Genomic DNA, 23,184 nt, shown 5'->3' with positions numbered 1-23,184 from the left:
TTTTTTTATGATTTAGGTTGAACAGTTCTATTTTCGATACGTTTTTCGTATTTCGCACCTTGAATAATTCGATTGACATAAACACCAGGCGTATGAATTTGATTTGGATCTAATTCTCCAATTTCTACCAATTCTTCCACTTCGGCAATTGTAATTTTTCCACACATAGCAGCTGGATGATTGAAATTTGCTGTTGCACCTCGGAAAACTAAATTTCCTGCCGTATCACCTTTCCACGCTTTTACAATTGCAAAATCAGGCTCGAAAGCATATTCTAACAAATATTCTTTTTCGATTCCGTGAAAGGTAAATTTTCTGATCTCTTTTCCTTCAGCAACTTCAGTTCCAACTCCAGCAGGTGTAAAAATTGCAGGCATTCCATAACCCGCAGCCATTAAGCGAGTAGCTAATGTTCCTTGCGGAATCAATTCAACTTCTAATTCACCAGAAAGCATTTGACGTTCAAATTCAGCATTTTCTCCAACATAAGAAGAAATCATTTTTTTGATTTGTCGTCCTTGTAATAATAATCCCAAACCAAAATCATCTACACCAGCATTATTACTGATACAGGTAAGATTATTGATTTTTTTGTCCACTAAACCTTGAATAAGATTTTCGGGAATTCCAGAAAGTCCAAAGCCTCCAACAGCAAGCGTCATACCGCTTTCAACTCCTTGAAGCGCTTCTTCGATGCTGTTCACTTTTTTGTTTATCATTTTTGTTGTGTTTGATTGTAATTCTAAATAATGTTAAAGATAATCAATTTTAAAAATTAACGATTTCAATTTTACACGAAGTTGCATTTTTTCTAGATTTTATTGTGGAAATGATTCGATAAAAAATAGAAAAATCTTACATTTGATTTATCGAAAGATTAAAAATAATCGAATGAAGGAACAAAAAGTAATGAATCGAATTATCGAAAATATCTTTTTTTCTAATTTTTTCTTAATACTACTTTCGTTATCCTTAAATATAGAAACGAATATCAAGATTGGATTACCTTTCAATTCAATCGCATATTATTCATTTATTAGCTCTATTACGGTATTGTTTTATTTATACGCTTATCGTGTTCCTATACGGATGAAAGCTTCACCAAACCCCAGAATACAATTTTATATTACTTATAGAAAACCAATCAAGTATTTCACCTATTTATTGTTAGTTGTAGCTATTTGTGCAGGAACCGTTTTGACAATAAAATGTATACCGAATTACGAAATTTTGTCTTGGAGATGGATTTTAGGACTGGGTGTTACAGCTTTGTTATCGTTTGGATATTACGATTTTAAGTTTGGTATTTCTTTACGAAAAACAATGTTACTGAAACCTTTTTTAATAGGGTGGACGTGGGCTATAACGACTGTTTTTTTGCCTGTTTTATTTTTGATGTTAAAAAATGAAACACATTACACAATTGATGCTAAATTTTATTTTCTGTTTGTACAAACGTTTATGTATTGCGTGGTAAATGCAATTTTGTTTGATTTGAAAGATTATGAAGATGATAGCAATAGAAATCTGAAAACTTTTGTTGTAAAATATGGTTATCATTTTACTTTAAACAGAATCATTTTACCTTTAATATTTTTAGGGTTTTTAAGTTTTGTAATTTTCGGGTTATGGTACGGATTACCATTTCATCGTATCTTATTTATGTTAATTCCTATAGTTTGTTTAGCTGTTTTTGCTTTTAAACTCAATCGTCCAAAACCTATTTTATACTATTTAATTGCTATTGATGGAATGATTTTACTGAAAGCAATTTGTGGTATTTTAGGTGTAGTTTTATTTGAATGATGAATTACAATTTTATTGCACCATATTATCATTCATTGAGTCAGTTGATTTTCTTGAATCGTCAACATCAAGCACACTTTTTAGTTTTGAAGCATCTGAAAAATGATGATAAAATTTTGTGGGTTGGAGGAGGAGCTGGAAAATTGATAACTGAATTGGAAAAACTGAATCTTAAACTTGAAATTGATTATGTCGATTTTTCTTCGAAAATGATTGAATTAGCCAAGAAAGAAACTGTCTCTAATTTAGAAATTAATTTTATTGTTGCAGATATTTTTGATTATAAAACTGATGAAAAGTATGATGTAGTTATTACTAGTTTTTTATTCGATCATTTTAATCAAACCAAAGCAGAAGAACTATTTTTCCAGTTAAATTCGTATTTAAAGACGAAAGGGTTGTGGTTTTATGTAGATTTTGTAGAGAATCAGAAAACTTGGCAGAAAGGTATAACCAATTTGATGTTGCGTTTTTTTAGAGTTGTGATTAAATTAGATATTGATCAATTACCAAAATTGAGAGCTTTATTTTTTGATGATTATAAATTAATAGAACAGAAAAACTATTTCAAAAAGTATATAGTAAGTTGTGTTTTTGAGAAGAAATAAAAAAGCGATTCAGTCTCTGAATCGCTTTTTTATTTTACATATAATCTGTGTCTAATTTTCCTTTTTTGAACTGAATAATATTCAGTTTATTCATAGCCCAAATACATGGATACATAGGGTCAAATTCCCATTTTTTAACTGCAAAATTTGGACGACCACCAAATTTGTGATGATTGTTATGTAAACATTCTCCCCACATTAACCAATCGATAGGCATTAAGTTAGTCGAAGTATCTCCAACATCATAATTTCTGTATCCTAATTTGTGCGAAAACCAGTTGATAATAACTCCATGTAATGGACTCATAAGGACTTGCATCGGAATGAATACAAAATATGTCCATAACGGAGCATCAACTGCCATATAAATTAAAATATAGATAACTACCCATGCTAATCTAACAGCATTGTTACCAGCAAATTTATCCCAAGAACGCCAAGAAGGAACGCCTTTTTTAAATTTTTCTAAAACTTGTGTTTTATCGTGATCAATGTCATTGTAAACAATACGTGTTCTCCACATCATAGAGAAAAAATTATGATCGTATTGTGGAGAGTGAGGATCTTTTTCTGTATCAGCATACGCATGGTGATGTCTGTGCATAACTCCATAAGTATAAGGACTTAAGTAAGATGAACCTTGAAAAACCCATGCTAAAACATGAAATATTTTTTCCCAAGCTCTCGACATTGTAAACATTGCATGCGATGCATATCTGTGATGAAAAAAAGTTTGAAAAAATAGAGAGGCGTACCAATGTACGATAAAGATAATGATTACTGCTGTCATTACTATTCTAATAAATTTTTACAAATATAAACGTTTACATTGTTAATTCCGCTAATCAAAATCATAGAAGTGTTAAATTAATATTTTATTTATAATGAAAAAAGGGAAATTAATTTTCCCTTTTTTCTAATATGAAAGTAGCTCAATTGTCCTTTCAATATTAATATTTTCTATAAAGAATTGATCATGAGAAATAACGATTAGACTTCCTTGATAATCATTTACCGCATTGGTTAAAATTTCTACATTCTGAATATCTAAATTATTGGTAGGTTCGTCCAAAATAATTATTTCTGGAGATTGATTGGTAATCATTAAACAATATAATGATAATCTCATTTTTTCTCCTCCACTTAGGGCTGAACATGGTTTGTCCCAGTCATTTTTAGAGAATAAAAATCGATTTAATCTCACTTTTATTTCATGTTCTTGTAAAGGAAAAGTATTAAACTCTTGGGCTTGTTCATATACAGTTAATTGATTATTTAGAAAAGAATAATCTTGATCAATATAAATTGACGAGCCAATTGTTGAGTAAATTTCTCCAGAATTAGGTTGATATTGACCTAAAATTAGCTTTACTAACGTAGTTTTTCCTGTTCCATTATCTCCTTTTATAACAATTCGTTCTCCACTTGTAATGGTAAAGTTTAAATTGTTTTTCCAAAGTAGTGTTTTGCGATATGAAAAATTGATATCTGTTGCCGTAAATAATGTTTTTCCTTTATGCAAGGTGGAATCGTTAAATTCAAACCTCATTTTATCTATCTCAAATTGTGAAAAACGTAACTCACGCAAATCATTAGAAATTCCGTCAATTTTTTGAGTATGAATATCTTTTAATTTTGCCGAACTATTTTCGGCACTATTACGAAGAGTATTCATCATAATTCTAGCAACGCCAGCTTTTTCTTGTTTCTGCTTTCCTCTACTATCTAATTTTTGTTGACGCTCTTTTGTTTCTCTCTCCTTTATTTTAGCTTTTCTTAATTCAGATTCTTTATTTTTAATATCTAGGTTTAATGCATTATTTTCAATTTGTTTTTGCTCTTCATAAAAGGTATAATTTCCTCCATAGGTTTTTATACCATTCTTATTCAATTCACAAATTGTGTCTACTAATTGGAGCAATTTTTTATCATGACTTATAATTAATAAAGTACTTCTACTTGATGAGATAAAATCATATAAAAGTTGTCTGCCCGATTTATCTAAATGGTTACTGGGTTCGTCTAACAAAATTAATTCTGGTTGATTTACCGTAACTCCAGCTAGAAAAACTTTTGTTTTTTGACCTCCACTTAATGTTTCCATTTTTTGATTAAGGTCAATATTGTGTAATTCCCAGTGTTTTAAAGCGTTAAAGCAACGCTCTTCAATAGACCAATCTTCATTCAATAAAGTATAATTTTCTTCGGTGACATTACCGTTCAATATTTCGTTAAGCGCTACTAGTTTTCTATCAACTTTTAAGGCTTCTGCAATAGTCAAATGATTATATTGTCCAAAAATTTGAGGTATGTAATATGGCGTTTTGTCAATTGTTTTTTGTCCAGAGGAAGACTCTAATTCTCCAGAAATAATTTTGAATAAAGTAGACTTTCCACTTCCGTTATTGCCTATTAATGCAATTTTTTGAAGATTATTAATTGTAAGATTAATGTCACTAAATAGGACATCATTATTTAAATGTGTGTATGAAATATTTTGTAAGATTAGCATGATTTCTTTCTTAAAGTGATGAAACAATACATCAGCTATAGAATAGTTAATGTTTTAAATGTGTCTGAAAGAAATTGTATTTTACATGTATATTCTTACTTTGAAAAGTTATTGTGCAAATATAGCAAAATTTTAAATACGAAGTTTTTCCATGCTTATTAACTTGATATTTATAAATTTAAAGTAGTAATTATTTCTCTAGCTACAGCGGCTCCAGCTCTGTTTGCACCAATTGTAGAAGCAGATGGTCCATATCCAGTTAAATGTATTCTTGGATCTTTTGCTACTTGTGTTGCTAACTTTCCGCTCATTTCAATTCCATCCTTATCATTTTGTAAATGTAAAGACGCAAGATGATCTAAACTATGTCTAAAACCGGTATTCCAGAAGATAACATCAGCGTTTAAAACTGTTCCGTCATTCCATTTTACACCATCTTCAGTTATTTCATCAAACATAGGTTTTCTATCCAGAACTCCTTTATTTAACAAACCTTCAATTGCAGGTGTAATGGGAAGTCCAGTTACAGAAACAACAGATTGGACAGGTAAACCTTCTCTCACACGTTTATCTACCATTGCTACAGCTTCTCTTCCTAATTCTTCTGTAAATTTATAATCTCTAAAATCTGGTGGTCTTCTTGTTACCCAAGACGTTTTGGTTACTTTTGAAATTTCTCCTAATAATTGTACTGCAGAAATTCCTCCACCAACAATAATTACATGTTGCCCTATAAACTCATCCGCATTTTTATATTCGTTTGTATGGAGTTGTTTTCCTTTAAAAAGTTCAGAACCTTTAATTTTTGGGATATTTGGTGTTTTCCATGTTCCAGTAGCATTAATAATACCTCTTGCACTAAATTGAACTCCATTAGTCCGAACAAAAAAACGACCGTTATTCTCTTCTATTTTATTAACACGCAATGGTCTAATAATAGGCAATTCATACTCTTTCTCATATTTTTCGTAATATGCAGGAACGGCTTTATTGGCTTGCAATTCTTTGTCATTTATTTGTACTGCCTCTGCAAAAGTTAAGCCTGGTAAATCATTAATTCCGTTTACTGTACTAAGAGTCAAAGAGTCCCATCTGTGTTGCCAAGCGCCTCCTGCATGTGGTTCGTCATCTAAAATTACAAAACCTTTTCCGGGTTTAATTCCTCTTTTTTTAAGATGATAGGCCGCAGATAAACCAGCTTGTCCAGCTCCAATTATAACAATGTCAACTTTGTAAAATAATTCGGATTGTTTTGCTTGAAGATCTTTTTTATTAGATTCCATAAGTGTTTAAATATAGTGTACAAATTACAAAAACTATTAGGATAGATTTTAAATTTTATAGTGTAAATACTTTTTTATATTATTTGTCAAATGGCAATTGTGGAGAGAAGATGTGCTTATAATTTTGCGGTATAAAAATTAAAAAAATGAATACAGCTAAAATGGATATCCTTGTAGGACTTCAGTGGGGTGATGAAGGGAAAGGAAAATTTATAGACTACATTTGTCCAAATTATGATATTGTTGCTCGTTTTAATGGTGGTGCAAATGCTGGGCATACAATTTTTTGGAATGATAAAAAGATTACATTAAAACAATTACCATCTGGTGTTTTTTATTCTCATATTCAAAATGTTATTGGCACAGGAACAGTTGTTAATCCAAGTCAATTGCGTAACGAAATTGAAGAATTAGAAAGAAAATGTCCAGAACTCAATTTTAGAAATCGACTTTTTATTTCTAAGAAAGCACAATTGATTTTACCAACAGATAAATATTGGGATATTTTTTATGAAACTTCAACAGATTATCGCACAATTGGTACAACTCGAAATGGAATAGGTTCTGCATATTCAAATAAAATAAAACGACATGGTTTTAGAATCTCTGATATTTTTAATGAAAACTTTGAAACAGATGTTAGTAATTCTATTTATCAATCATTCAGTGAATTATTAAATAAGGGAATTGAAATGATGAGTTTCGATATCATGATGAAGACTTTTTTTGCTGACGTAGCGTTTTTGAGAAAATTATCTGTTATCGATACTGAAGTTTTTCTTAATTCTTCACTTCAATCTAACAAAAGAGTTTTAGCCGAAGGTGCTCAAGCCACAATGTTAGATATAGATCACGGAACATATCCTTATGTAACATCATCTAACACAATAGCTTCTGCAGCTTGTGTAAGTTTAGGTGTTTCTCCATCAAAGGTTGGAGAGGTTTTCGGAGTTTTTAAAGCTTATGTAACACGTGTAGGAGATGGTCCATTTCCTAGTGAATTAAACAATGATTTGGCAGATAACCTTCGTTTAAAAGGAAATGAGTTTGGATCTAATACAGGAAGACCTCGTAGAATTGGTTGGTTAGATCTTCCAGCTTTAAAATATGCAGTTATGCTGAATGGAGTTACTAAACTTATTATGACAAAAGCTGATGTGTTAGATGAAATGGAAAACATTGAGCTTTGTGAATTGTATAAAGTGAAAGATGCTGATCAAGAAATAGCGAGTATGGATGACACTTTTAGTATTGCTTTACCTATTTGGAAAACTTTCAAAGGGTGGAATTCTCAATTTTCAACTATTTATAATAAAGAAGAACTACCAAAAGAATTGTTAGATTATGTATTATTTTTATCTAATCAATTAGATGTTCCTTTAAGTCATTTATCAATCGGTCCAAAAAGAGAAGATATCATTTCCTTGTAAAATGAATAATTTATTTAATTAAAATAGAATTATCGTACATTTAAATCAAATGAAAGAGCTTATCGGATATATAGAAAAATTTGGATCTCTTAATGAAGAAGAAAGACGAATAATAATGAGTCTGTTTAAATTGGTTCAAATTCCAAAAGGTACTTATTTTATTGAACATGGCAATACAAGTAAAAAGATCGCTTTTGTTCACGAAGGAGTTTTTCGTTCTGTATATTATAACAAAGAAGGAGATGATTTTACAAACTATTTTATTTACGAAGGTCGATTTATTGGTGATCTTCATAGTTTTCACGAACAAACACTTTCTAATGATTATGTAGAAGCTATTACGGATGCAACGGTTTGGTCAATTGATTATGATAGTTTTACAATACTGGAAAAACAGATTGCTATTTGGCCTTTGTTGATGAGCAAATTGTATGCTTTTGTTGCAGAAAGTAAATTGAAAACCGCGAGCGCAATGAAAAATTTAGATGCCACAAGTCGATATCATCTTTTTTTAGAGCATTATCCAGGTTTAGCCAATCGTGTTCCTCTAAGTATGTTAGCAACTTATCTAGGAATCACATCTTCATCACTCAGTAGAATTAGGAGAAATGGATAAGTAACTTTAGAATTAATTTCTTTAATAATTGAAGAAAATCAAATAAAACATTTACTTTTATTACATTAACCCTTTTGATATAATGAGAAAATGAACAAAGAACTTTTTAAAAATGTCTTGACTACACAAATTCCAATCGCTTGGATTGCTGGTGTACGTTTAGAATCTTGGGAAGAAAACAAAGTTTCGACAAGAGTAAAATATGGATTCCTTAATCAAAACCCGTTCAAAAGTATGTTCTGGGCAGTGCAAGGAATGGCAGCAGAATTTTCTTCTGGTTTGATGGCTAATGCAAAGATTTCGAAATCGGGAGAAGATATTTCGATGTTAGTTTTAGGAATGCAATCGAAGTATTTGAAAAAAGCTGTTGGTAAAATTGTATTTACTTGCGAAGATGGAGAAAAAATAGATGCAGCTATAAAAGAAGCTATTGAAACGAAGAAAGGTGTATCGCTAAATGTGACGAGTAGAGGAGTTGATGAAGAAGGAGATGTTGTTTCTGAATTTCAGTTTACTTGGACATTCAAATTGAGAGATAAAAAATAAAATAAAAAAGCTGAAATTTATTCAGCTTTTTTTGTGATTTCTTGTTTTAGAATTGAAATTACTTCATCTATTTCTTCAAAATTTAGATGTGTAAATCCAAGTCTGATACCAGTTTGGTGTTGGGTTTGGTATAGAATTGTTTGTGGAATAAATAAATCATTTTTTGCACAATTACGTTTTAATTCCATCAAATTTATAGGTTGATTAAAATTAACCCAAACGGCTAAACCTCCATTTGGATTATTAAAAGTGATCAGATCATTTAATTCAGTTTTCAATTTAAGACAAAAATAATCGCGCCGTTCTCGATAGCTTTTACGATGCTTTTTAAGGATTCGATTGATTTCACCTTCGCTAATCATTTCACCTAAAACTTGCTCGATAAATGGATCAACTTGTTGATCGAGCACAGATAAATGTTTTTTAGCTTCAAGAATTAAATTTTTTGGCGCTACAATAAATCCAATTCGGTAACCAGGAGCAAGATAATGACCAAATTTTCCCGTATAGACAACCATTCCATTTTGATCCGAACTTGCCAAAGGTAAAATTGGATGATTGCTGTAATGGAAATCAAAATCGTAATCATCTTCAACAATTGCAAAACCAAATTCCTGTGAAAGTTGTAGTAATTCTACTCTCCTTTGTGAACTTAATGTTACTGTTGTAGGGTAGTGGTGATGTGGCGTAACATAAACAATTCGAATCGGAAATTGTTCGCACAATCTTCTTAAATCATCGGTGTCAATACCAAATTCATCCGTTTTTATTTGTTTGATTTTAGCAAACTGTGTCTGAAAAATCATGTTACTTTTATAATAACTTAAATTTGCAACTGCAACAAAATCATTTTGTTTTAAAAGAATTTGAGCAATTATGAAAAGTGAAATTTCCGAACTTCTCGTCACTAAAATATTTTCTTTCGAAATATGTAAACCTCGTGTTAAATTGAGATAATTCGCTAAATTTTTCAAAAAATACTCATTTTTGGACTGATTTATCTTCGAAATTGACGTTTTTCGTTTTAAAATAGCTGAATATAATTTAGCAGGAAGTTTTAGTTCTGCCAATCGATGATCGATTGTTCCATCGGTTAAATATAATCGTTGATTAAAACTTTCGTACGGATTATCCAAAAGTATCGATTGCTCAAATTGAAAACCAGTTTTATTAGGAGATAAATTGATTGAAAATTGCTTTGGAACAATGGTTTTCTGAAATTTTTGAGAGGATTGACTCAAAACATAACTTCCTTTATTCGGAACAATTTCTATCCAACCTTGGGCTTCAAGTTCCTGAAAACTATTGACAATTGTATTGCGATGAAGCGTTAAAATATCACTTAATTGTCTAGTTCCGAGTAATTTTGTGCCACTTGGAATATAACCTAATTGTATAGCTTTAGCCAGTTGATTTGCTAATTGTAGATAAATAGGTGTATCAGAATTACGCTCAATTTCAATAAAACTTTTGTAAGGTATTTCAGCCGGACTATTCATAAACTAAAAACTGGTATATTTAGGTAGGTCGGAAAGATACTACTTTCGCATCAGATTTAACTCAATTAATTAAATAATTAGTAAAAATGAAGAAGATTACTATGGTATTGTGTTTAGCTGCACAAAGTATTTTTGCACAAACCGCGAATGATACCATTGCGATAGGAGAAGTTTCTATTTTAGATAACCGTCTAAATACACCGCTTTCTAAAGAAAATAGAAATATATATGTGTTAAGTAAAACTGAAATTAATAAACTACCAGCGCGTTCTTTGCAAGATGTGTTGCAGTATGCTTCTGGAATAGATTTGCGCCAACGCGGACCATTTGGTACGCAAGCAGATATTTCGATGGATGGTGGAAGTTTTGAGCAAACTTTGATTTTATTGAATGGAGTTAAAATTATGGATCATCAAACGGCTCATAATGCGCTAAATCTTCCAATTCCACTTGAAGCGATTGATAGAATAGAAGTGGTACGTGGTCCGGCTGCTCGTGTATACGGAAATAATAGTTTGACAGGTGTCATTAATATTGTCACGCGTCAACCAAAGAAAACGGGTGTTTTTGCGAATACCTATTTTGGAACAAATTTCAAGAAAGATAGCGAAGATACAGGTGATAAATTTACAAGTAGAGGCGTACAACTTGGTGCTAATTTAGCAAAGGAAACGCATCAACATCAGTTGTATGTGAGCCACGATTGGGGAAATGGATACCGATACAATACGGCTTACGAGAACAATAAGTTGTATTATCAAGGGAATTTTCAGTTTGATGATGCCAATAGTTTAGTTGCTTCTTATGGTTATGTGAAAAATGGTTTCGGAGCAAATGGTTTTTATGCATCTCCAGGTGATAAAAACTCGAAAGAATTGGTTGAAACAACATTAGTTAACATTCAATCAAAGCATCAACTGTCAGATAGAATTACGTTAGCGCCACGAGTGAGTTATCGTTATAATTTTGATGATTATCGTTATTTCAAAAATAATTTGAGTAAAGCAAGATCAAAGCATTATTCTAATTCTATTTCAGGAGAAGTGAATTCGACATATCAATTAAACAAAGGTCAAATTGGAGTAGGTGTTGAGTACCGTAATGAGCAAATTTCGTCGACAAGTATCAAAAATCATACACGTGATAATGTTGGATTTTATGCGGAATATAAAACGGATATTACACCAAAATTGAATGTAAATGTCGGAACATATGTTAACTACAATTCGCAATATGGTTGGCAAGCTTTTCCGGGAATTGATGCGAGTTATGCTGTAAATTCGAACTTAAAATTGATGGTAAATGCAGGGACAAGTCAGCGAATTCCTTCATTTACAGATTTATATTTGGATCAGCGACCAGGAAATATTGGGAATGCAAATGTAGAATCTGAAAAGGCTTTTCAAACCGAAATAGGATTTAAATACAACAAGAGAAATTGGACATTTAATGCCTACTATTTCTATCGTTCAATTACAGATTTTATCGATTGGGTACGTTTAACATCTAGCGAACCTTGGCAAGCGCAAAATTTTGGAGATTTGAAAACGAATGGATTTAACACAAAGGTTTCATACTTAACAAATTTTTCTGCAAACCAAAGTTTGAAGTTTTCTTTGAGCTATTCTTATCTTGATCCTGAATTTAAAAATGTAGATGATCAATACAATTCAAAATATAAAATAGAAAGTTTAAAACATCAGTTAATCAATACGATAGATTATTCAATTGGAAGAACTACTTTAAGTGTTGCAAATCGTTATAATACACGTCAATCGTATAAATCTTACTGGATTACTGATGCAAGAATTAATCATTCATTCAAAAATAATTTGAGTATTTATTTTGATGCGCAAAACATTTTTAACACAACATATAACGAAGCAGGAGCAATTCCATTACCTACTACTTGGATGAGCTTAGGAATTAAGTTTACTGGGATTTAAATGATGACAAACATTTAAATTCTCTTTAATAGTTTTATATTATAATGCGGTGAGACAACTTTTTTATGAAAGTTGTCTCTTTTTCTTTCCACAAATTTCTCCCTAAATTTGCAAAAATAATTTGTATGATTATCATCGATTCGCCATCTCACGATGCGTATTTCAATATAGCTTTAGAAGAATATTTATTGTATCAGTATCCAACGGAAGATATTTTTTTGTTGTACATGAATGCGCCGTCAATTATTGTTGGGAAATTTCAGAATACTTTGGCCGAAATTAATTTGGATTATGTCACTGAAAATAACATCAAAGTTGTTCGTCGCATGTCGGGTGGTGGAGCAGTTTATCACGATTTAGGAAATCTAAATTTTTCTTTTCACACATTATTAGGACAGAATGATTTTATGGATTTTTCGACTTTTACTGAACCTGTTATCAAATTATTAAACAGTTTGAATGTTCCTGCAAAATTGGAAGGAAGAAATGATTTGTTGGTTGATGGTAAAAAGTTTAGTGGCAATGCAAAATTGGCTCGAAATGGTAAAATGATTCAACACGGAACGATACTTTTTAATTCAGACATGTCTGTTTTAGACGATGCGCTAAAAATTAATCCATTAAAATATGTGGATAAAGCTATCAAATCTAATCGTGCTCGCGTGATTAATTTGATTGAATATTTTCCAAATGAAATGACAACGGACGAATTGAAAGCTTTGTTGATAGACGAAATGTTAACAACAAACGAAGGCTCAACGATTTATCATTTAACAACCGAAGATTTGAAGGGTATTGCGAAATTGATAGAAGAAAAATACCAAACATGGGATTGGAATTTTGGTTTTTCACCGAAATATAATTTCAAGAATGCGAAGAAAATTCCAGCAGGTTTTATCGAAGTTCATTTGGATGTAGAACGAGGTGGAACAATCGAAAAAGCTAAAATATTTGGTGATTTCTTTGCTTCTGAACCGATTGAAGAACTAGAAAATAAATTAATTGGTGTAAAACACAATGAAGAGGAACTTACAAAAGTTCTGAATTCTATTGATGTAACAGACTATTTTGGAAAAGTTACTGTAGACGAAATTTTAGAATTATTTCGATAAAATGAAAAGCCAAATTAAGGAGTTTGGCTTTTCTTACAAACTCTCTCGTCCTTTTGTTTCCACAACTTTGACGATCCATTCTTCAAATGTGCGCCAAGAATTTAGTTCGTCCGAAGTTTCTGCGTATTCATCAATTGGATATTCGTGACAATAGACATCAAAATTCTTTTCGTCGGTTTTAGAAGTACAAAATCCCATCCAATCGCCCAGGGAAATATGAGAACCAATAATCATAAATTCGTCGTCAATAGGTTCTTCAATTTCTTGTTGAAAAAGTTCGTTATACTCTTGCAACTGTGCTAAATTATAAAGTTCAAAACCGCCAATATATTCAGAAAAGAAGAAGGATCCTGTACCAATTTCTTTTAGAAAATAATAATAGGAATCTGGAAGTGAATGTTTTGTGAAATTTTTAATCGCTTCTATTTCCTCGGAAGCTAAAGTTTGTACTGAAAATTTAAGATGTTCTATCTCAAGGATTTCTTGTCCCTCTTTCCATTTTTTTGTTTCAAGAATAACTTCGTTAGCTTTGATCCAATTTTGTAATGTTTTTATTGCGTTTTTGTAATTATCGTGCATCTTATTCCTTTATTTCGATTCTACTTTTTGAGAAAAATTTGCGTTTTTTCTTTAAAAATTCCTGAATGCTTTCTGGCGTTTTATAAAACTCTTTTTTCTTATCAGTTTGTATAACAATCGAATCAATATTTTGCGTTAAGTCGTCCTGAATATTTTCGTCATTCCAATAACCAATTCTAAAATAGGTGGTAAATTTTCTTTTGCCCTGTGCAGAAACTTCTAATGGATTTGAAGCTTTTTCAAAAGCAGAGATTTTTTCAGCTTCGTTTTTGAAATGAATTTTAATAGAAGTGGATTCTTTTTTAGTTTTCAAAGTAAGCGTTCGCAATGGATCGCAACTTGTCATCAAACCAAGTAAAACTAAACCGAATAGTATTTTTATTTTTAAATTCATAACTCGTTTTTTACCAATCTGTTACTAATAATTTCTTAGCAGATTTCAAAGATATTTTTTGATATTTGGAATAAGCCGAAGCCGCGCGATTTTGTATATCTACGTTGGATTCTTTCGCAAGATAACCCGATAATGCGTCATGCAAAATATAGGCTTCTGGCGCCATCAGATTACTTGTCCATACCAATGGATTGATGTTGGCGTCTTCCAAATGCGGACCAAAATAATGTTTGCTATAACAAGCCAAAATAATAGCATCCCGCTTCTTTTGATCTTCGTTTTTGAAATCATCTTTTAGCTTAAAATCCATCAAACCATCATGTCCGATATAAGCCACCAAATTGGCGTTTCCTTTGATTCCGATTGTTTTGTTATCGATGTTTAACGTATCTTTTTGTTGTCCAGAACTGCTGTACAGAAAATCTTCAGTCGTCTTTTGGATTTCTTTTCCGTCGTATGCGTCCGCAATCAGATAGAAATTTTTAGTTTTATGTTTAAATATTAAACGTTCCAAAATAGTATCATTTAGTTTGGATGCCTTTAAAAGTTTCCAATCTTTACTATTTTTGAAATAAGTTTTAACGCCAAACATTGCACCCCAATACAAGTTATTGACAGGATCTTGACCATTGCCAATTTTCTCAGGAACGGGCACAATGCCTTGGTATTTGTTGTCGCACAAAGCTACAAAAACGTGCGCAGTTTGGATGGAAGTATCGTATTTCAAATCATTTTTGACTGATGTTTTAGTTGTTTTGCTTGTATTTTGTTTGGTTTCATCTTTCGACTGACAACTGAAAAGCGCTGAAGTCACCAAAAGAATATTTAAAAATAATTTCATGATTTCTGAAGTTTTACGGTTTCAATATGTTCTTCAATTTTCTTGATTTGTTCGTGCCAATAGTCGAAACCTTGCTGATCTGTGTAACAAGCTTTGTATTGATAGTAGCTTGCTCTCGATTTTTCTAAATATGCTAATAATTCTGCTTTATTTTTTGGAACATAGCCATTTCCCCCACATCCGCAATTGTGAAATGTGATACCAACTTCGTACAAATTTTCAAGATTTTTCCACGCCTTATGATTCGTTTTTTTTGGCGCTTCAAAATCCAAACCCATATCAGCCATTAATGAAGAACATTGCGGACATTTTGCTTCAAAAATTATATTTTCCGTTGCATTTTCATCCAAATCTTGTAATCTTTTTCGTTTAAAAGTCTTTTGACACTTAAAACAGGCATAATGTGCTTTGTAAGTTTTTATGGCATATCTGCACATTCGATATTATTTTTTGAGTAAAGATTGATTGATGATTTCGATGATTTTTCCGTTTCCGATTAAATTTGGTCCTTCATAAAAATTGAAATTGAAGCCATTTTGTAGTTTGTTTTCAAAATATTCTCGAGATAAAATACTGATTTGAGCCATAACATTCTCTCCAGGAAATACACAATCCTGATTTATATAAATTTGTTGACCGCTGGTGTGCCTTTCATCAAAATCAAATTTAAGATGCGGTCGATAGCCACTTGTTGCAAATGATTTTCGGCCTCCGTTTTCAGTTGATAGAAAATATAATTCAGCTATAAAATCCATTTTATTCATGTTTTTAATTTCCCATTTACCGCCTCATTCCAGATTATTTCAAAATCAGCTTTTGTGATTTCAAATCCGTCAAAAGCATCATCTTCATTAATTTCATCAATACTTGGAATAGTTTGGTCGGAAAGCATCGTTTCTCCCCAAGTTTGATTTTCATCCGCAAAGCCGATTAGTTCACCATTTTTAAGAAATTCCATTTTGCGCGACTCGTAACCATCCGAAGCAATTTCGGAATAAAAAGCAATAGTCGAAACCTTCTTGATTTTTAACAACAACTTTTTTGTAATTAGAATTGATAGGGGATAATTTTCCCCAATTTCGCTGCTCATCTTTGATGCGTTCTTGTTTGGTTTCGGGTTCGATTCGATTTCTCCAAAATTCTAATTCAGTAAAATAATGCTTTCTAATATTTTCAAAATGTTTTAAAAGCGCCTCGTGATCACGCGGAACGTAGCCCGGACCTGTACAACCACACGAGAAAAAATTAATGCCCACTTCGTACAAGTTCTTGAGGTGCAACCAAGCTTTATCGTCATTCATTTTTGGTGACTCAAAATCTTTTCCCATGTTCGCCATTTCACCTGCGCATTGCGGACATTTTGCTAGCGAATCTTCTTTTGTTCCCAGCTTTATATCATGCCACAAACGCCTTTTGAAAGTCTTTTGACAATAAAAACAAGCAAAGTGATCTTTGTAAGGAATCATCGCGTATTTACACATAGTTTATAAATTTTCGAGGATTAATCGGGTTCTGTCATAAGGCGATTCCCAAAATCGTCTAATCGTTGTTGCCAGACTTTTTCGCTTTGTCAATGCATCGTCGTAAGAATCTTCTGGAAAGAGATTGGCGTCGGTTGATGTTACCGAAATCGAAATATTTTCAATTTGATTATCAAAATAATGTTTGTTTTTTAAATCTCGCAAAACCTCTAAACAAACTAAATCTAATGCTTTTTTAGTCATTAAATTAGAATCAAGCTTTAGAAAGTTAAGGTCAATTTTTTCTTGATATTTTAAAGATTCCGAATTGAATAAAGCTTCATAATCAATTGTATCCGAATCGATTTTTGTTTTAAAATCTTCGAAACTTCCGCCAGAAATCTGGTAAATATGATCGTTTCCGTGCGAAATAATGAGCGAATATAATTGATCCTTGTCGTTTGTGACAACGTTTATTACTTGATCCAGCGCGGTTTTAACAGCTTCCGAAATTTCTTGTTTTTGTTTTAAAACTGATTGATAAATCGCATCAACTTTGTTATTGGTTTCGTAATCAGTTGATTGTAAAGTTTCGACAATTTCGCTTAACATTTCATCAAACGTCATTTTTAGATCAATGAGATGATCGTCTTCTAGTAGGAATAATTGCTGAGTTTTGTTGTGCGCCAAAATGAAATTTTCTCCATATTCATCACCAATTAGGATATAATCGTCGTAATCGCCTTCGCCGTGGATAAATTCGTTTTGCTCAATAAATTCGTCTTCTTCATTAAAAATTGTCCAAAACAGATTTTCATTAAACCCGAAATTTTTTAAATATTTTACAAAAAACCACGGAATTTTAAAATCAACATTATCTTTTAATTCCTCAATTTCAGATGCATCAAGTCCTAAATTTTCATCAAAATAGCCTTGTTCTTTTAGTTTTTTAATTAATTCTTTCATCTGTTATAGTGTTGATTTTGCTTTGTTTAGTAGTTGTTCTGCTTTTACTTGGATGCTTTTTGGCAACTTTTTGTAGTTCTCATCTTTTTCAACTTTGTATTTGTCTTCAGGTTGAAAAGGAATCCAAGCTGTGATTTTTGATTTCGTAAAAGTTTTCCCATTTTTTGAATAAACGATAATTTTCAAAGGTTTCGCATCCAATCCATCCGAAGCTTCAAAATAAGTTAAATAAAACTCGGGACTTTTGTTCTTATCTGCATCGTCAGCAACACAAAAATCCAGCAAATAAGAGGGCTCGGAAAGTGGTCCTGCAAAATCTTTAAACTTAATCAGTTCCAAAATTCCGCCGTGATCTTCAATGTAAAGTCCTCCATGTAAATCTTTCGGATTGTCCGTCAAATAAGATTCACCCTTTGCTTTAGCTTCATTAAAATAAAACAAATAGCTACCTTCTTTTTCCGCAAAATAATTGACCACCAACACGGGATCTCCAGCCAATGGATTTCCCAAATCGTCCAAAAGATCAATATATATCAGCTGTTTGGGTAATATTCTTTGAATTTTGTCTTGTGCAAATGACAAACTCGATAATAAAGTTAAAAGTATGATGAGGTAATTTTTCATTAAGTTTGATTTTATTTTTTAAAGTTACAAAAGCATTTTTTGCAAATTACTCGCTATAATCAGTGAGTTTTGCTTCGGCTCCGCTCAGCAACCAATTGACTCTGACCGACCATAGTGAAATATAATGGTCACTTCGACTCCGCTCAGCGACCGATTGAATTCGCTCAGCAACCGATTGAATTCGCTCAGTGACCGTTGAGTGGCGCATTTCTATTCGTAACCTCAACGGAGTAGAAAATTACTTGATATCATCCAAAAATATCGGTGCCTGAACGGAGTTAATGGTTACTTGGTATTGTACAGAAAATATCGGTGCCTGAGCGGAGTCGAAGGCAGATATTTTACATTTTTTTATTCTTACAATGCGTGTCGTTCATACATTCTGCAAGTTTTTTGAGTTCTTCTGGCATTCCATTAATTAGCATTTCTTTCTTTTTTCTCGTCCAACCTTGAATTTGTTTTTCTCTATAAAAAGCTTGATCTATCCTATCAAATTCTTCAAAATACACTAATTTAATTGGTAGATATTTGCGTGTATGATTTGCTCCTTGTCCAGAAAAATGTTGAGCTAAACGCAACTCTAAATCTTTCGTACTTCCGGTATAGTAACTTCCATCACTGCATAATAATATGTACATGTAAGCTTTCATACTGAATTTGATTTGATATTATTTACAGAAATTTACGAAAAAAAATGATTACGTCACTTCGACTTCGCTCAGTGACCGATTGACTCCGCTCAGCAACCGTTGGGTGATGCATTTCTATTGATGCCTGAGCGAAGTCTATAGTTATATCTCATCCCCAAAATATTGGTGCCTGAGCGGAGTCGAAGGCACATTTAATCGCAATAAAATTTGATTTCTGCTTGATTTTCAGAAGTTTGCTTCAATATTTTTTGAAACGAAATGACTTCAGTTTTTGTAATTTTGCTTGCAAGGATGAGATCGATTAACAATTTTTGATGACCAACCGAAAGTTGCAAATCCTTGTAATAATCAAACTGCAAACCTGTTTTTTGATAAAATTGTTCGAAGACAGGTTTTAGTAATTGAAACGTGTTTTCGTTGAGCGAAAACAAGTATTGATTATTGTCTTTTCTGTGTATATCAAACGCCATAATTTAATTCCATTTTGCTTTTTCTTGCTTTGCTTTTTGTAAATATTCTTTACTTTTTTTATCGTTTCCGAATAAATCATACACTTTTGCGATGTCTTCTAATTGATAATGATTCAAGTCTTTTTGCTTTGCGAGAAGCGGTTTCAACCAATTCCAAAGTTGGATTGCGTCTTTATTCTTTTTGTCATTTTTCAGCAAAATAAAGGCTAAACATTGGTTTCTGACTTTGGTTAACAGCCAAATTCCAAGTTTTTTAACTTTATATTTCATTGATAGATAAGTGGTTGTGCAAGTCAAAAGTCCGTCCGCATCTTTCTGTTGAAGGTAAAGATCGGCTAAAGAAATGTTGTAAACCAGCTTTTCGGTTTTGGATTCACTCAATTGAATTAGTTTTTTATACGCTTTTATTTGTCGTTCAAAATCGTTTAAATATTCGTAATATTTTGCAAGTTTTTTCCAATATTGATCGTCTTTTAGCGCTTGTTTTTTCTTCCAATTCGAAAGCAGTTTTTGCGCCGCCTTTTTCTCTTCAATATCTAACAAAAGATGAAATTCGTCTTCAAAATTTTCGTTTTTAAAAAACCTTGCATAATAATCGGATAATTTAGTTTTCCAATTTTGAATGTCGTTATCAGTGTAAATACAAGTCGCGGAAGTTTTTCCAAATTTTTGATAGAAGAACTCTTGTGACTTTTTATTCAGTTTTTCGATGTGTTTGTACGAGTTTTCAATGCCGTTCCACAATAAAAAATTTTCGTTAAACTCGTAGAAAGTATCGTTGTTTGAAGCATTCGCTTTAATGAATAAATCCAAATGTTCAACACGATTAAAACTTGCCAATAGAAAAGCATTTCGGCTCATCGAAGCGCTCAAACCTTGATCAACATTGGATTGATGTTCCTTGATTTCAGCTTTGAATAATTGTACAATAATAGATTCGTCTTCTACCTTTTTGTCCGACAATAACGCCAAAATTATACGATGACGTTTGGTGGTATTTTCGTCAAAAGGAATTCCATTTTTGTCTATCTTTTTGGAATACAAATAATGCTTGAGCTGTTTTTCGTCTAATCTAACTCTGGAAAGATCCGCATTATATTTAGTAATAATTTGAGCAAGTATTTTCATCAATCAATCAGTTTTCATCAAGGTTTTATCAATATTAACTCGCAATTCGAATCAAAAATTTTGGGTTCTCTTGTTTTTAGAATTATGCGTTCATTACTGTCAAATTCAATCGTAATTTGACTGTTATTTTCATTGGGTTCGCACCAGATTTTCTGTATTTTTTTATGTTTGATACCAAATTCTAAAGCTTTGTCGATTAATTGATATTCTTCATCAACTTCATCCCAAGGATTGATGTTTTCATAATTTTGCCAAAATCCAATGCCCACATCCAAAAAATATTGTTGCCAATCTTGTCCTTGAATTTTAATGTAAACCAAGACCACATTTTCTTCGCTTCTGTTTTCTAAAGTGAGCAATTCTTCAATAACCAAGCCATCTGCGCCGGTATAAACAAATGTATCGTCTTGAAATATATTTCCTCGGAATTTATCAGTCATAAGTAAATTACTATTTTAATAATCAAAATTAGACCAGAACGGAATTTCATCGACTTCGTTCAAATAGTCATAAAACTGTTGAGGAAGTTCTAAATTAAATTCTCGCGCTAAATAATGTGTAAAATTGTTGCCATAAGGTATAATATCTATTCCATAAACTGAAAATACGGGCAGATTTTTTTGATTTGGAATCGCTGGGATATAGCGATGCAAATAAACTGGAATTAATGTGGGCGCCGAATTGATTAGCGATGAAATTTGTTGAGCTTTATCTTGATATTCAGTAGGTTGATCTTCCCAATGTTTGTTCCAATAATCACTATTTTTTACACTATGCAAGATACTTTGCAAAGGCCAACGAAGTATGTTCGCAATGATTTTATTTTCATTTTCTGAATGAATAGCCGCGCGCCAATGTGGAAAACCCGCAGAAGTAGGTAAAGCTGTTTGAAGAAAATTCTTTAAATCTGCTGGAAATTTAATCTGAAATAGAACCTCAATTTGCTGAATTTCGTCATCAGTTAACCCTTTATCAAAACTGATATTTTTCGCCTTCATTTGGGTTACGAGATTATTGTACTGGTTATTTTTCATCTATTCAACCAAATATTTTTCGTCAAACCAAACATCTTCATAACCATTGCTGTCAATAATAAAAGCCCAGCCTTCACTTAGTCCCAAATAGTTGATAGCGTTGGGGAAATAATCGACCAAATGCACAGCACAAGTGGGTTGGTAAAAATCATCCGCTTCGGAATATTCTCCCGACCAAATCATCCATCCACTCACATATCGAATGCCGTAAACAGGTGTGTGCTCAAGTTTTGAGGCCAAACCTATCACTTTATCAGGCGGAGTCGCCAACCAATCTGCTCCGTATTTTGCGCAGATTTCTTTTTGTAATTCTTCGTAATCTCTCCAAGTCATAAATTCTAAATTACCGTTCCACGACAGCCTACCGATTTGTCGCGAATTTCGTATTCATCACAGCAGTACAGCTCTTGTTGTTGCGAATCGTGCATTTCCAATTGCATATATTCGTCTTTATTTTGAGTGCTTACATAGGCTTCTTTTTGATTTTTGAAACACAAAATACTTCCCATAAAACCTTGCCCATACACCGAATAATCGCCGTACAAACAGCCATAACAATTTTTGAAACGATATCTTCCTTTAAATTGATATTGCAAATCATCGAGTACCATTTCCAATAAACTACTTTTTGCTTCAAAATGTTCGCCATTTGTCTGAAAAGAAATAATGGCTTCCTCGAATCTTTCTCTTAATTCGAGTTGAAAATCCATCATAATTTCGAATTCTTTTTTTGTCGAAACTTCAATTATTATTTGCGGAATTTGCAATTTTAATTGGTAATTGTATAATTCCAAAGCATAACTTCGACTTTGCTCAGTTGACGGATCGCTGTAGTGTATTGAGATTTTTCTAAGGTCGAAATGGTCTAAAGCTTTTTCTTCGCTTGATTCGTCAACCAATGCAAGACCATCCAAGTCATAACCGCTGAATTGAAATCCGTCAATCATAACACTGAAATCCTCAAAATCATTAAGTATTTCGATGTTTCGTGTTCCGTTTTTATCCGTGAATGTTCCTTTATAAGTAGGCATTTTATTACTATTTGATTATCTTAAATTTAGTTCAATAAGAAAAACTAATTCCTGCAAATTCTCTTTTAAATCTAATTGAGGATATGTTTTAATTTTATTTTTGATGTAATTAATGATCTCAACACTTGGATGATTCGACAAAAGAATATTAGTGGTGTCATAAATGCAATGGTCATCTGTTATGTTGTTGTCTAAAAAATTTTCGATATAAATATCAATGATGTTTTTCAGAAAAATGATTTCATGACTGCTGATGAAACTATTTTCGTTTTCACTAAATCTCTTAAATATATTTTTTGATAACATCAATTTTCGTTTTGTACGTGAATATTCCTTGATAAATATTTCTAATTTCTCATCAAAATTGTCTTTCGTCATATCAAGTTTTGCAAAGGTATTGGTGTCTTCAAGATGCGTTTTCGGAAATATCGAAACAGCACGGATTTCGCAGATGCCTTGACCTTTTTTTCTTTGACCTTCAAAATGTGGATCGACAATAAAGCAGAGATAAAAGTGCAAATTTGGATTGTTTTTCTGGCAAATTTTCCAATGCTCGTCGTCCCACCATTTCGTATTTGAATCGATTTCGATTATTTCCCAATTGTTATTTAGTAGGGCTTTTTCTATTTGCTTTTTGTACGACATTTTC

Annotated in this window: 29 protein-coding genes; 7 read left to right on the top strand and 22 right to left on the bottom strand. The window is 32.0% G+C overall.

Features of this window, described 5'->3' with window-relative positions; genetic code table 11:
* Nucleotides 1-5 precede the first annotated feature (5 nt).
* Nucleotides 6-719 (bottom strand): CoA transferase subunit A, encoded by a 714-nt coding sequence (locus QHG34_RS01950; protein WP_038331757.1) that lies wholly within the window; start codon nucleotides 717-719, stop codon nucleotides 6-8.
* 172 nt (nucleotides 720-891) lie between these two features.
* On the opposite strand from QHG34_RS01950, the gene QHG34_RS01945 reads away from it, so the two are divergent.
* Both QHG34_RS01945 and QHG34_RS01940 read left to right on the top strand, forming a co-directional pair.
* Nucleotides 892-1,806 carry a UbiA prenyltransferase family protein gene (locus QHG34_RS01945; RefSeq protein WP_282628438.1) on the top strand — a complete coding sequence of 305 codons (915 nt, stop codon included), beginning with the start codon at nucleotides 892-894 and terminating at the stop codon, nucleotides 1,804-1,806.
* Complete coding sequence (locus QHG34_RS01940) at nucleotides 1,806-2,414, top strand: class I SAM-dependent methyltransferase (RefSeq protein ID WP_282628437.1); 609 nt, start codon at nucleotides 1,806-1,808, stop codon at nucleotides 2,412-2,414. Before QHG34_RS01945 ends, QHG34_RS01940 begins: the two co-directional genes overlap by 1 nt.
* 34 nt (nucleotides 2,415-2,448) lie before the next feature.
* Here the strand turns inward: QHG34_RS01940 and QHG34_RS01935 are convergent, their stop codons facing one another.
* The 3 genes from QHG34_RS01935 to QHG34_RS01925 all read right to left on the bottom strand — a co-directional run bounded on the left by QHG34_RS01935 (nucleotide 2,449) and on the right by QHG34_RS01925 (nucleotide 6,209).
* Nucleotides 2,449-3,204 (bottom strand): acyl-CoA desaturase, encoded by a 756-nt coding sequence (locus QHG34_RS01935; RefSeq protein ID WP_282628436.1) that lies wholly within the window; start codon nucleotides 3,202-3,204, stop codon nucleotides 2,449-2,451.
* 126 nt (nucleotides 3,205-3,330) lie between these two features.
* A complete protein-coding gene (locus QHG34_RS01930) occupies nucleotides 3,331-4,926 on the bottom strand; it encodes an ABC-F family ATP-binding cassette domain-containing protein (RefSeq protein WP_282628435.1) in 1,596 nt (531 codons plus the stop codon).
* A 170-nt stretch (nucleotides 4,927-5,096) separates the two neighbouring features.
* Nucleotides 5,097-6,209 carry an NAD(P)-binding domain-containing protein gene (locus QHG34_RS01925; protein WP_282628432.1) on the bottom strand — a complete coding sequence of 371 codons (1,113 nt, stop codon included), beginning with the start codon at nucleotides 6,207-6,209 and terminating at the stop codon, nucleotides 5,097-5,099.
* Nucleotides 6,210-6,355: 146 nt separating this feature from the next.
* Here QHG34_RS01925 and QHG34_RS01920 point away from each other — a divergent pair, with 146 nt between their 5' ends.
* From QHG34_RS01920 to QHG34_RS01910, 3 genes are all read left to right on the top strand, one after another.
* A complete protein-coding gene (locus QHG34_RS01920; protein ID WP_282628431.1) occupies nucleotides 6,356-7,639 on the top strand; it encodes an adenylosuccinate synthase in 1,284 nt (427 codons plus the stop codon).
* Between the two features lie 49 nt (nucleotides 7,640-7,688).
* Nucleotides 7,689-8,255: a Crp/Fnr family transcriptional regulator gene (locus QHG34_RS01915; protein ID WP_282628429.1), complete on the top strand. Its 567-nt coding sequence runs from the start codon at nucleotides 7,689-7,691 to the stop codon at nucleotides 8,253-8,255.
* A gap of 90 nt (nucleotides 8,256-8,345) precedes the next feature.
* On the top strand, nucleotides 8,346-8,801 hold the full coding sequence (locus QHG34_RS01910; RefSeq protein WP_282628427.1) for a DUF4442 domain-containing protein: 456 nt from the start codon (nucleotides 8,346-8,348) through the stop codon (nucleotides 8,799-8,801).
* Between the two features lie 17 nt (nucleotides 8,802-8,818).
* On the opposite strand, the gene QHG34_RS01905 is transcribed toward QHG34_RS01910, so the two are convergent.
* Nucleotides 8,819-10,300: an aminotransferase-like domain-containing protein gene (locus QHG34_RS01905; RefSeq protein WP_282628426.1), complete on the bottom strand. Its 1,482-nt coding sequence runs from the start codon at nucleotides 10,298-10,300 to the stop codon at nucleotides 8,819-8,821.
* 86 nt (nucleotides 10,301-10,386) lie between these two features.
* Between QHG34_RS01905 and QHG34_RS01900 the strand changes: the two genes are divergently transcribed.
* Nucleotides 10,387-12,246 carry a TonB-dependent receptor plug domain-containing protein gene (locus QHG34_RS01900; protein WP_282628425.1) on the top strand — a complete coding sequence of 620 codons (1,860 nt, stop codon included), beginning with the start codon at nucleotides 10,387-10,389 and terminating at the stop codon, nucleotides 12,244-12,246.
* Between the two features lie 125 nt (nucleotides 12,247-12,371).
* Complete coding sequence (locus QHG34_RS01895) at nucleotides 12,372-13,358, top strand: lipoate--protein ligase (protein ID WP_282628424.1); 987 nt, start codon at nucleotides 12,372-12,374, stop codon at nucleotides 13,356-13,358.
* Between the two features lie 33 nt (nucleotides 13,359-13,391).
* On the opposite strand, the gene QHG34_RS01890 is transcribed toward QHG34_RS01895, so the two are convergent.
* The 17 genes from QHG34_RS01890 to QHG34_RS01810 form a co-directional block, all read right to left on the bottom strand.
* On the bottom strand, nucleotides 13,392-13,937 hold the full coding sequence (locus tag QHG34_RS01890; protein WP_282628423.1) for an SMI1/KNR4 family protein: 546 nt from the start codon (nucleotides 13,935-13,937) through the stop codon (nucleotides 13,392-13,394).
* A gap of 1 nt (nucleotide 13,938) precedes the next feature.
* Complete coding sequence (locus tag QHG34_RS01885; protein ID WP_282628422.1) at nucleotides 13,939-14,331, bottom strand: hypothetical protein; 393 nt, start codon at nucleotides 14,329-14,331, stop codon at nucleotides 13,939-13,941.
* Nucleotides 14,332-14,341: 10 nt separating this feature from the next.
* Nucleotides 14,342-15,172, bottom strand: coding sequence for a hypothetical protein (locus tag QHG34_RS01880; protein WP_282628421.1), 831 nt, complete (start codon nucleotides 15,170-15,172; stop codon nucleotides 14,342-14,344).
* On the bottom strand, nucleotides 15,169-15,609 hold the full coding sequence (locus QHG34_RS01875) for a hypothetical protein (RefSeq protein ID WP_282628420.1): 441 nt from the start codon (nucleotides 15,607-15,609) through the stop codon (nucleotides 15,169-15,171). The genes QHG34_RS01880 and QHG34_RS01875 overlap by 4 nt, the downstream gene beginning before the upstream one ends.
* A gap of 6 nt (nucleotides 15,610-15,615) precedes the next feature.
* Nucleotides 15,616-15,927, bottom strand: a complete 312-nt coding sequence (locus QHG34_RS01870) for an EF-Tu C-terminal domain-related protein (protein WP_282628419.1) — start codon at nucleotides 15,925-15,927, stop codon at nucleotides 15,616-15,618.
* Nucleotides 15,928-15,932: 5 nt separating this feature from the next.
* Nucleotides 15,933-16,130 (bottom strand): DUF6881 domain-containing protein, encoded by a 198-nt coding sequence (locus tag QHG34_RS01865; RefSeq protein WP_282628418.1) that lies wholly within the window; start codon nucleotides 16,128-16,130, stop codon nucleotides 15,933-15,935.
* Nucleotides 16,117-16,653, bottom strand: coding sequence for a hypothetical protein (locus QHG34_RS01860; RefSeq protein ID WP_282628416.1), 537 nt, complete (start codon nucleotides 16,651-16,653; stop codon nucleotides 16,117-16,119). The genes QHG34_RS01865 and QHG34_RS01860 overlap by 14 nt, the downstream gene beginning before the upstream one ends.
* A gap of 3 nt (nucleotides 16,654-16,656) precedes the next feature.
* A complete protein-coding gene (locus QHG34_RS01855) occupies nucleotides 16,657-17,598 on the bottom strand; it encodes a hypothetical protein (RefSeq protein ID WP_282628415.1) in 942 nt (313 codons plus the stop codon).
* Nucleotides 17,599-17,601: 3 nt separating this feature from the next.
* Nucleotides 17,602-18,222, bottom strand: a complete 621-nt coding sequence (locus QHG34_RS01850) for a hypothetical protein (RefSeq protein ID WP_282628414.1) — start codon at nucleotides 18,220-18,222, stop codon at nucleotides 17,602-17,604.
* Nucleotides 18,223-18,563: 341 nt separating this feature from the next.
* On the bottom strand, nucleotides 18,564-18,872 hold the full coding sequence (locus QHG34_RS01845) for a GIY-YIG nuclease family protein (protein WP_282628413.1): 309 nt from the start codon (nucleotides 18,870-18,872) through the stop codon (nucleotides 18,564-18,566).
* 191 nt (nucleotides 18,873-19,063) lie between these two features.
* The gene (locus QHG34_RS01840; RefSeq protein ID WP_282628411.1) at nucleotides 19,064-19,342 is read right to left on the bottom strand and encodes a hypothetical protein; all 279 of its coding nucleotides are present in this window, start codon (nucleotides 19,340-19,342) and stop codon (nucleotides 19,064-19,066) included.
* A 3-nt stretch (nucleotides 19,343-19,345) separates the two neighbouring features.
* On the bottom strand, nucleotides 19,346-20,470 hold the full coding sequence (locus QHG34_RS01835; RefSeq protein WP_282628410.1) for a hypothetical protein: 1,125 nt from the start codon (nucleotides 20,468-20,470) through the stop codon (nucleotides 19,346-19,348).
* A gap of 17 nt (nucleotides 20,471-20,487) precedes the next feature.
* On the bottom strand, nucleotides 20,488-20,910 hold the full coding sequence (locus tag QHG34_RS01830) for a hypothetical protein (protein ID WP_282628409.1): 423 nt from the start codon (nucleotides 20,908-20,910) through the stop codon (nucleotides 20,488-20,490).
* Nucleotides 20,911-20,925: 15 nt separating this feature from the next.
* Entirely contained in the window at nucleotides 20,926-21,468 is a 543-nt protein-coding gene (locus QHG34_RS01825) for an SMI1/KNR4 family protein (protein ID WP_282628408.1), read from the bottom strand.
* A gap of 36 nt (nucleotides 21,469-21,504) precedes the next feature.
* Nucleotides 21,505-21,837, bottom strand: a complete 333-nt coding sequence (locus QHG34_RS01820) for an immunity protein Imm33 domain-containing protein (protein WP_282628407.1) — start codon at nucleotides 21,835-21,837, stop codon at nucleotides 21,505-21,507.
* Between the two features lie 5 nt (nucleotides 21,838-21,842).
* Nucleotides 21,843-22,535 carry a DUF6304 family protein gene (locus tag QHG34_RS01815; protein WP_282628406.1) on the bottom strand — a complete coding sequence of 231 codons (693 nt, stop codon included), beginning with the start codon at nucleotides 22,533-22,535 and terminating at the stop codon, nucleotides 21,843-21,845.
* Nucleotides 22,536-22,550: 15 nt separating this feature from the next.
* Complete coding sequence (locus QHG34_RS01810; protein ID WP_282628405.1) at nucleotides 22,551-23,180, bottom strand: hypothetical protein; 630 nt, start codon at nucleotides 23,178-23,180, stop codon at nucleotides 22,551-22,553.
* Nucleotides 23,181-23,184 lie beyond the last annotated feature (4 nt).

Origin of the sequence: Empedobacter sedimenti (genome assembly GCF_030005555.1) — a bacterium.
Taxonomy (GTDB): domain Bacteria; phylum Bacteroidota; class Bacteroidia; order Flavobacteriales; family Weeksellaceae; genus Empedobacter; species Empedobacter sedimenti.
This window is presented reverse-complemented; position numbering and strand designations above follow the sequence as displayed.

Bases quoted from the DNA above. Each gene is read 5' to 3' on its own strand.
- QHG34_RS01935 (WP_282628436.1), bottom strand. From the start codon at position 3,204: ATGACAGCAGTAATCATTATCTTTATCGTACATTGGTACGCCTCTCTA.
- QHG34_RS01940 (WP_282628437.1), top strand. From the start codon at position 1,806: ATGAATTACAATTTTATTGCACCATATTATCATTCATTGAGTCAGTTG.
- QHG34_RS01855 (WP_282628415.1), bottom strand. From the start codon at position 17,598: ATGAAAGAATTAATTAAAAAACTAAAAGAACAAGGCTATTTTGATGAA.
- QHG34_RS01870 (WP_282628419.1), bottom strand. From the start codon at position 15,927: ATGGATTTTATAGCTGAATTATATTTTCTATCAACTGAAAACGGAGGC.
- QHG34_RS01950 (WP_038331757.1), bottom strand. From the start codon at position 719: ATGATAAACAAAAAAGTGAACAGCATCGAAGAAGCGCTTCAAGGAGTT.
- QHG34_RS01945 (WP_282628438.1), top strand. From the start codon at position 892: ATGAAGGAACAAAAAGTAATGAATCGAATTATCGAAAATATCTTTTTT.
- QHG34_RS01860 (WP_282628416.1), bottom strand. From the start codon at position 16,653: ATGTGTAAATACGCGATGATTCCTTACAAAGATCACTTTGCTTGTTTT.
- QHG34_RS01820 (WP_282628407.1), bottom strand. From the start codon at position 21,837: ATGACTTGGAGAGATTACGAAGAATTACAAAAAGAAATCTGCGCAAAA.
- QHG34_RS01915 (WP_282628429.1), top strand. From the start codon at position 7,689: ATGAAAGAGCTTATCGGATATATAGAAAAATTTGGATCTCTTAATGAA.
- QHG34_RS01880 (WP_282628421.1), bottom strand. From the start codon at position 15,172: ATGAAATTATTTTTAAATATTCTTTTGGTGACTTCAGCGCTTTTCAGT.
- QHG34_RS01875 (WP_282628420.1), bottom strand. From the start codon at position 15,609: ATGTGCAGATATGCCATAAAAACTTACAAAGCACATTATGCCTGTTTT.
- QHG34_RS01930 (WP_282628435.1), bottom strand. From the start codon at position 4,926: ATGCTAATCTTACAAAATATTTCATACACACATTTAAATAATGATGTC.
- QHG34_RS01920 (WP_282628431.1), top strand. From the start codon at position 6,356: ATGAATACAGCTAAAATGGATATCCTTGTAGGACTTCAGTGGGGTGAT.
- QHG34_RS01885 (WP_282628422.1), bottom strand. From the start codon at position 14,331: ATGAATTTAAAAATAAAAATACTATTCGGTTTAGTTTTACTTGGTTTG.
- QHG34_RS01830 (WP_282628409.1), bottom strand. From the start codon at position 20,910: ATGACTGATAAATTCCGAGGAAATATATTTCAAGACGATACATTTGTT.
- QHG34_RS01905 (WP_282628426.1), bottom strand. From the start codon at position 10,300: ATGAATAGTCCGGCTGAAATACCTTACAAAAGTTTTATTGAAATTGAG.
- QHG34_RS01910 (WP_282628427.1), top strand. From the start codon at position 8,346: ATGAACAAAGAACTTTTTAAAAATGTCTTGACTACACAAATTCCAATC.
- QHG34_RS01865 (WP_282628418.1), bottom strand. From the start codon at position 16,130: ATGGAATTTCTTAAAAATGGTGAACTAATCGGCTTTGCGGATGAAAAT.
- QHG34_RS01845 (WP_282628413.1), bottom strand. From the start codon at position 18,872: ATGAAAGCTTACATGTACATATTATTATGCAGTGATGGAAGTTACTAT.
- QHG34_RS01815 (WP_282628406.1), bottom strand. From the start codon at position 22,535: ATGCCTACTTATAAAGGAACATTCACGGATAAAAACGGAACACGAAAC.
- QHG34_RS01840 (WP_282628411.1), bottom strand. From the start codon at position 19,342: ATGGCGTTTGATATACACAGAAAAGACAATAATCAATACTTGTTTTCG.
- QHG34_RS01850 (WP_282628414.1), bottom strand. From the start codon at position 18,222: ATGAAAAATTACCTCATCATACTTTTAACTTTATTATCGAGTTTGTCA.
- QHG34_RS01895 (WP_282628424.1), top strand. From the start codon at position 12,372: ATGATTATCATCGATTCGCCATCTCACGATGCGTATTTCAATATAGCT.
- QHG34_RS01835 (WP_282628410.1), bottom strand. From the start codon at position 20,470: ATGAAAATACTTGCTCAAATTATTACTAAATATAATGCGGATCTTTCC.
- QHG34_RS01925 (WP_282628432.1), bottom strand. From the start codon at position 6,209: ATGGAATCTAATAAAAAAGATCTTCAAGCAAAACAATCCGAATTATTT.
- QHG34_RS01825 (WP_282628408.1), bottom strand. From the start codon at position 21,468: ATGAAGGCGAAAAATATCAGTTTTGATAAAGGGTTAACTGATGACGAA.
- QHG34_RS01890 (WP_282628423.1), bottom strand. From the start codon at position 13,937: ATGCACGATAATTACAAAAACGCAATAAAAACATTACAAAATTGGATC.
- QHG34_RS01810 (WP_282628405.1), bottom strand. From the start codon at position 23,180: ATGTCGTACAAAAAGCAAATAGAAAAAGCCCTACTAAATAACAATTGG.
- QHG34_RS01900 (WP_282628425.1), top strand. From the start codon at position 10,387: ATGAAGAAGATTACTATGGTATTGTGTTTAGCTGCACAAAGTATTTTT.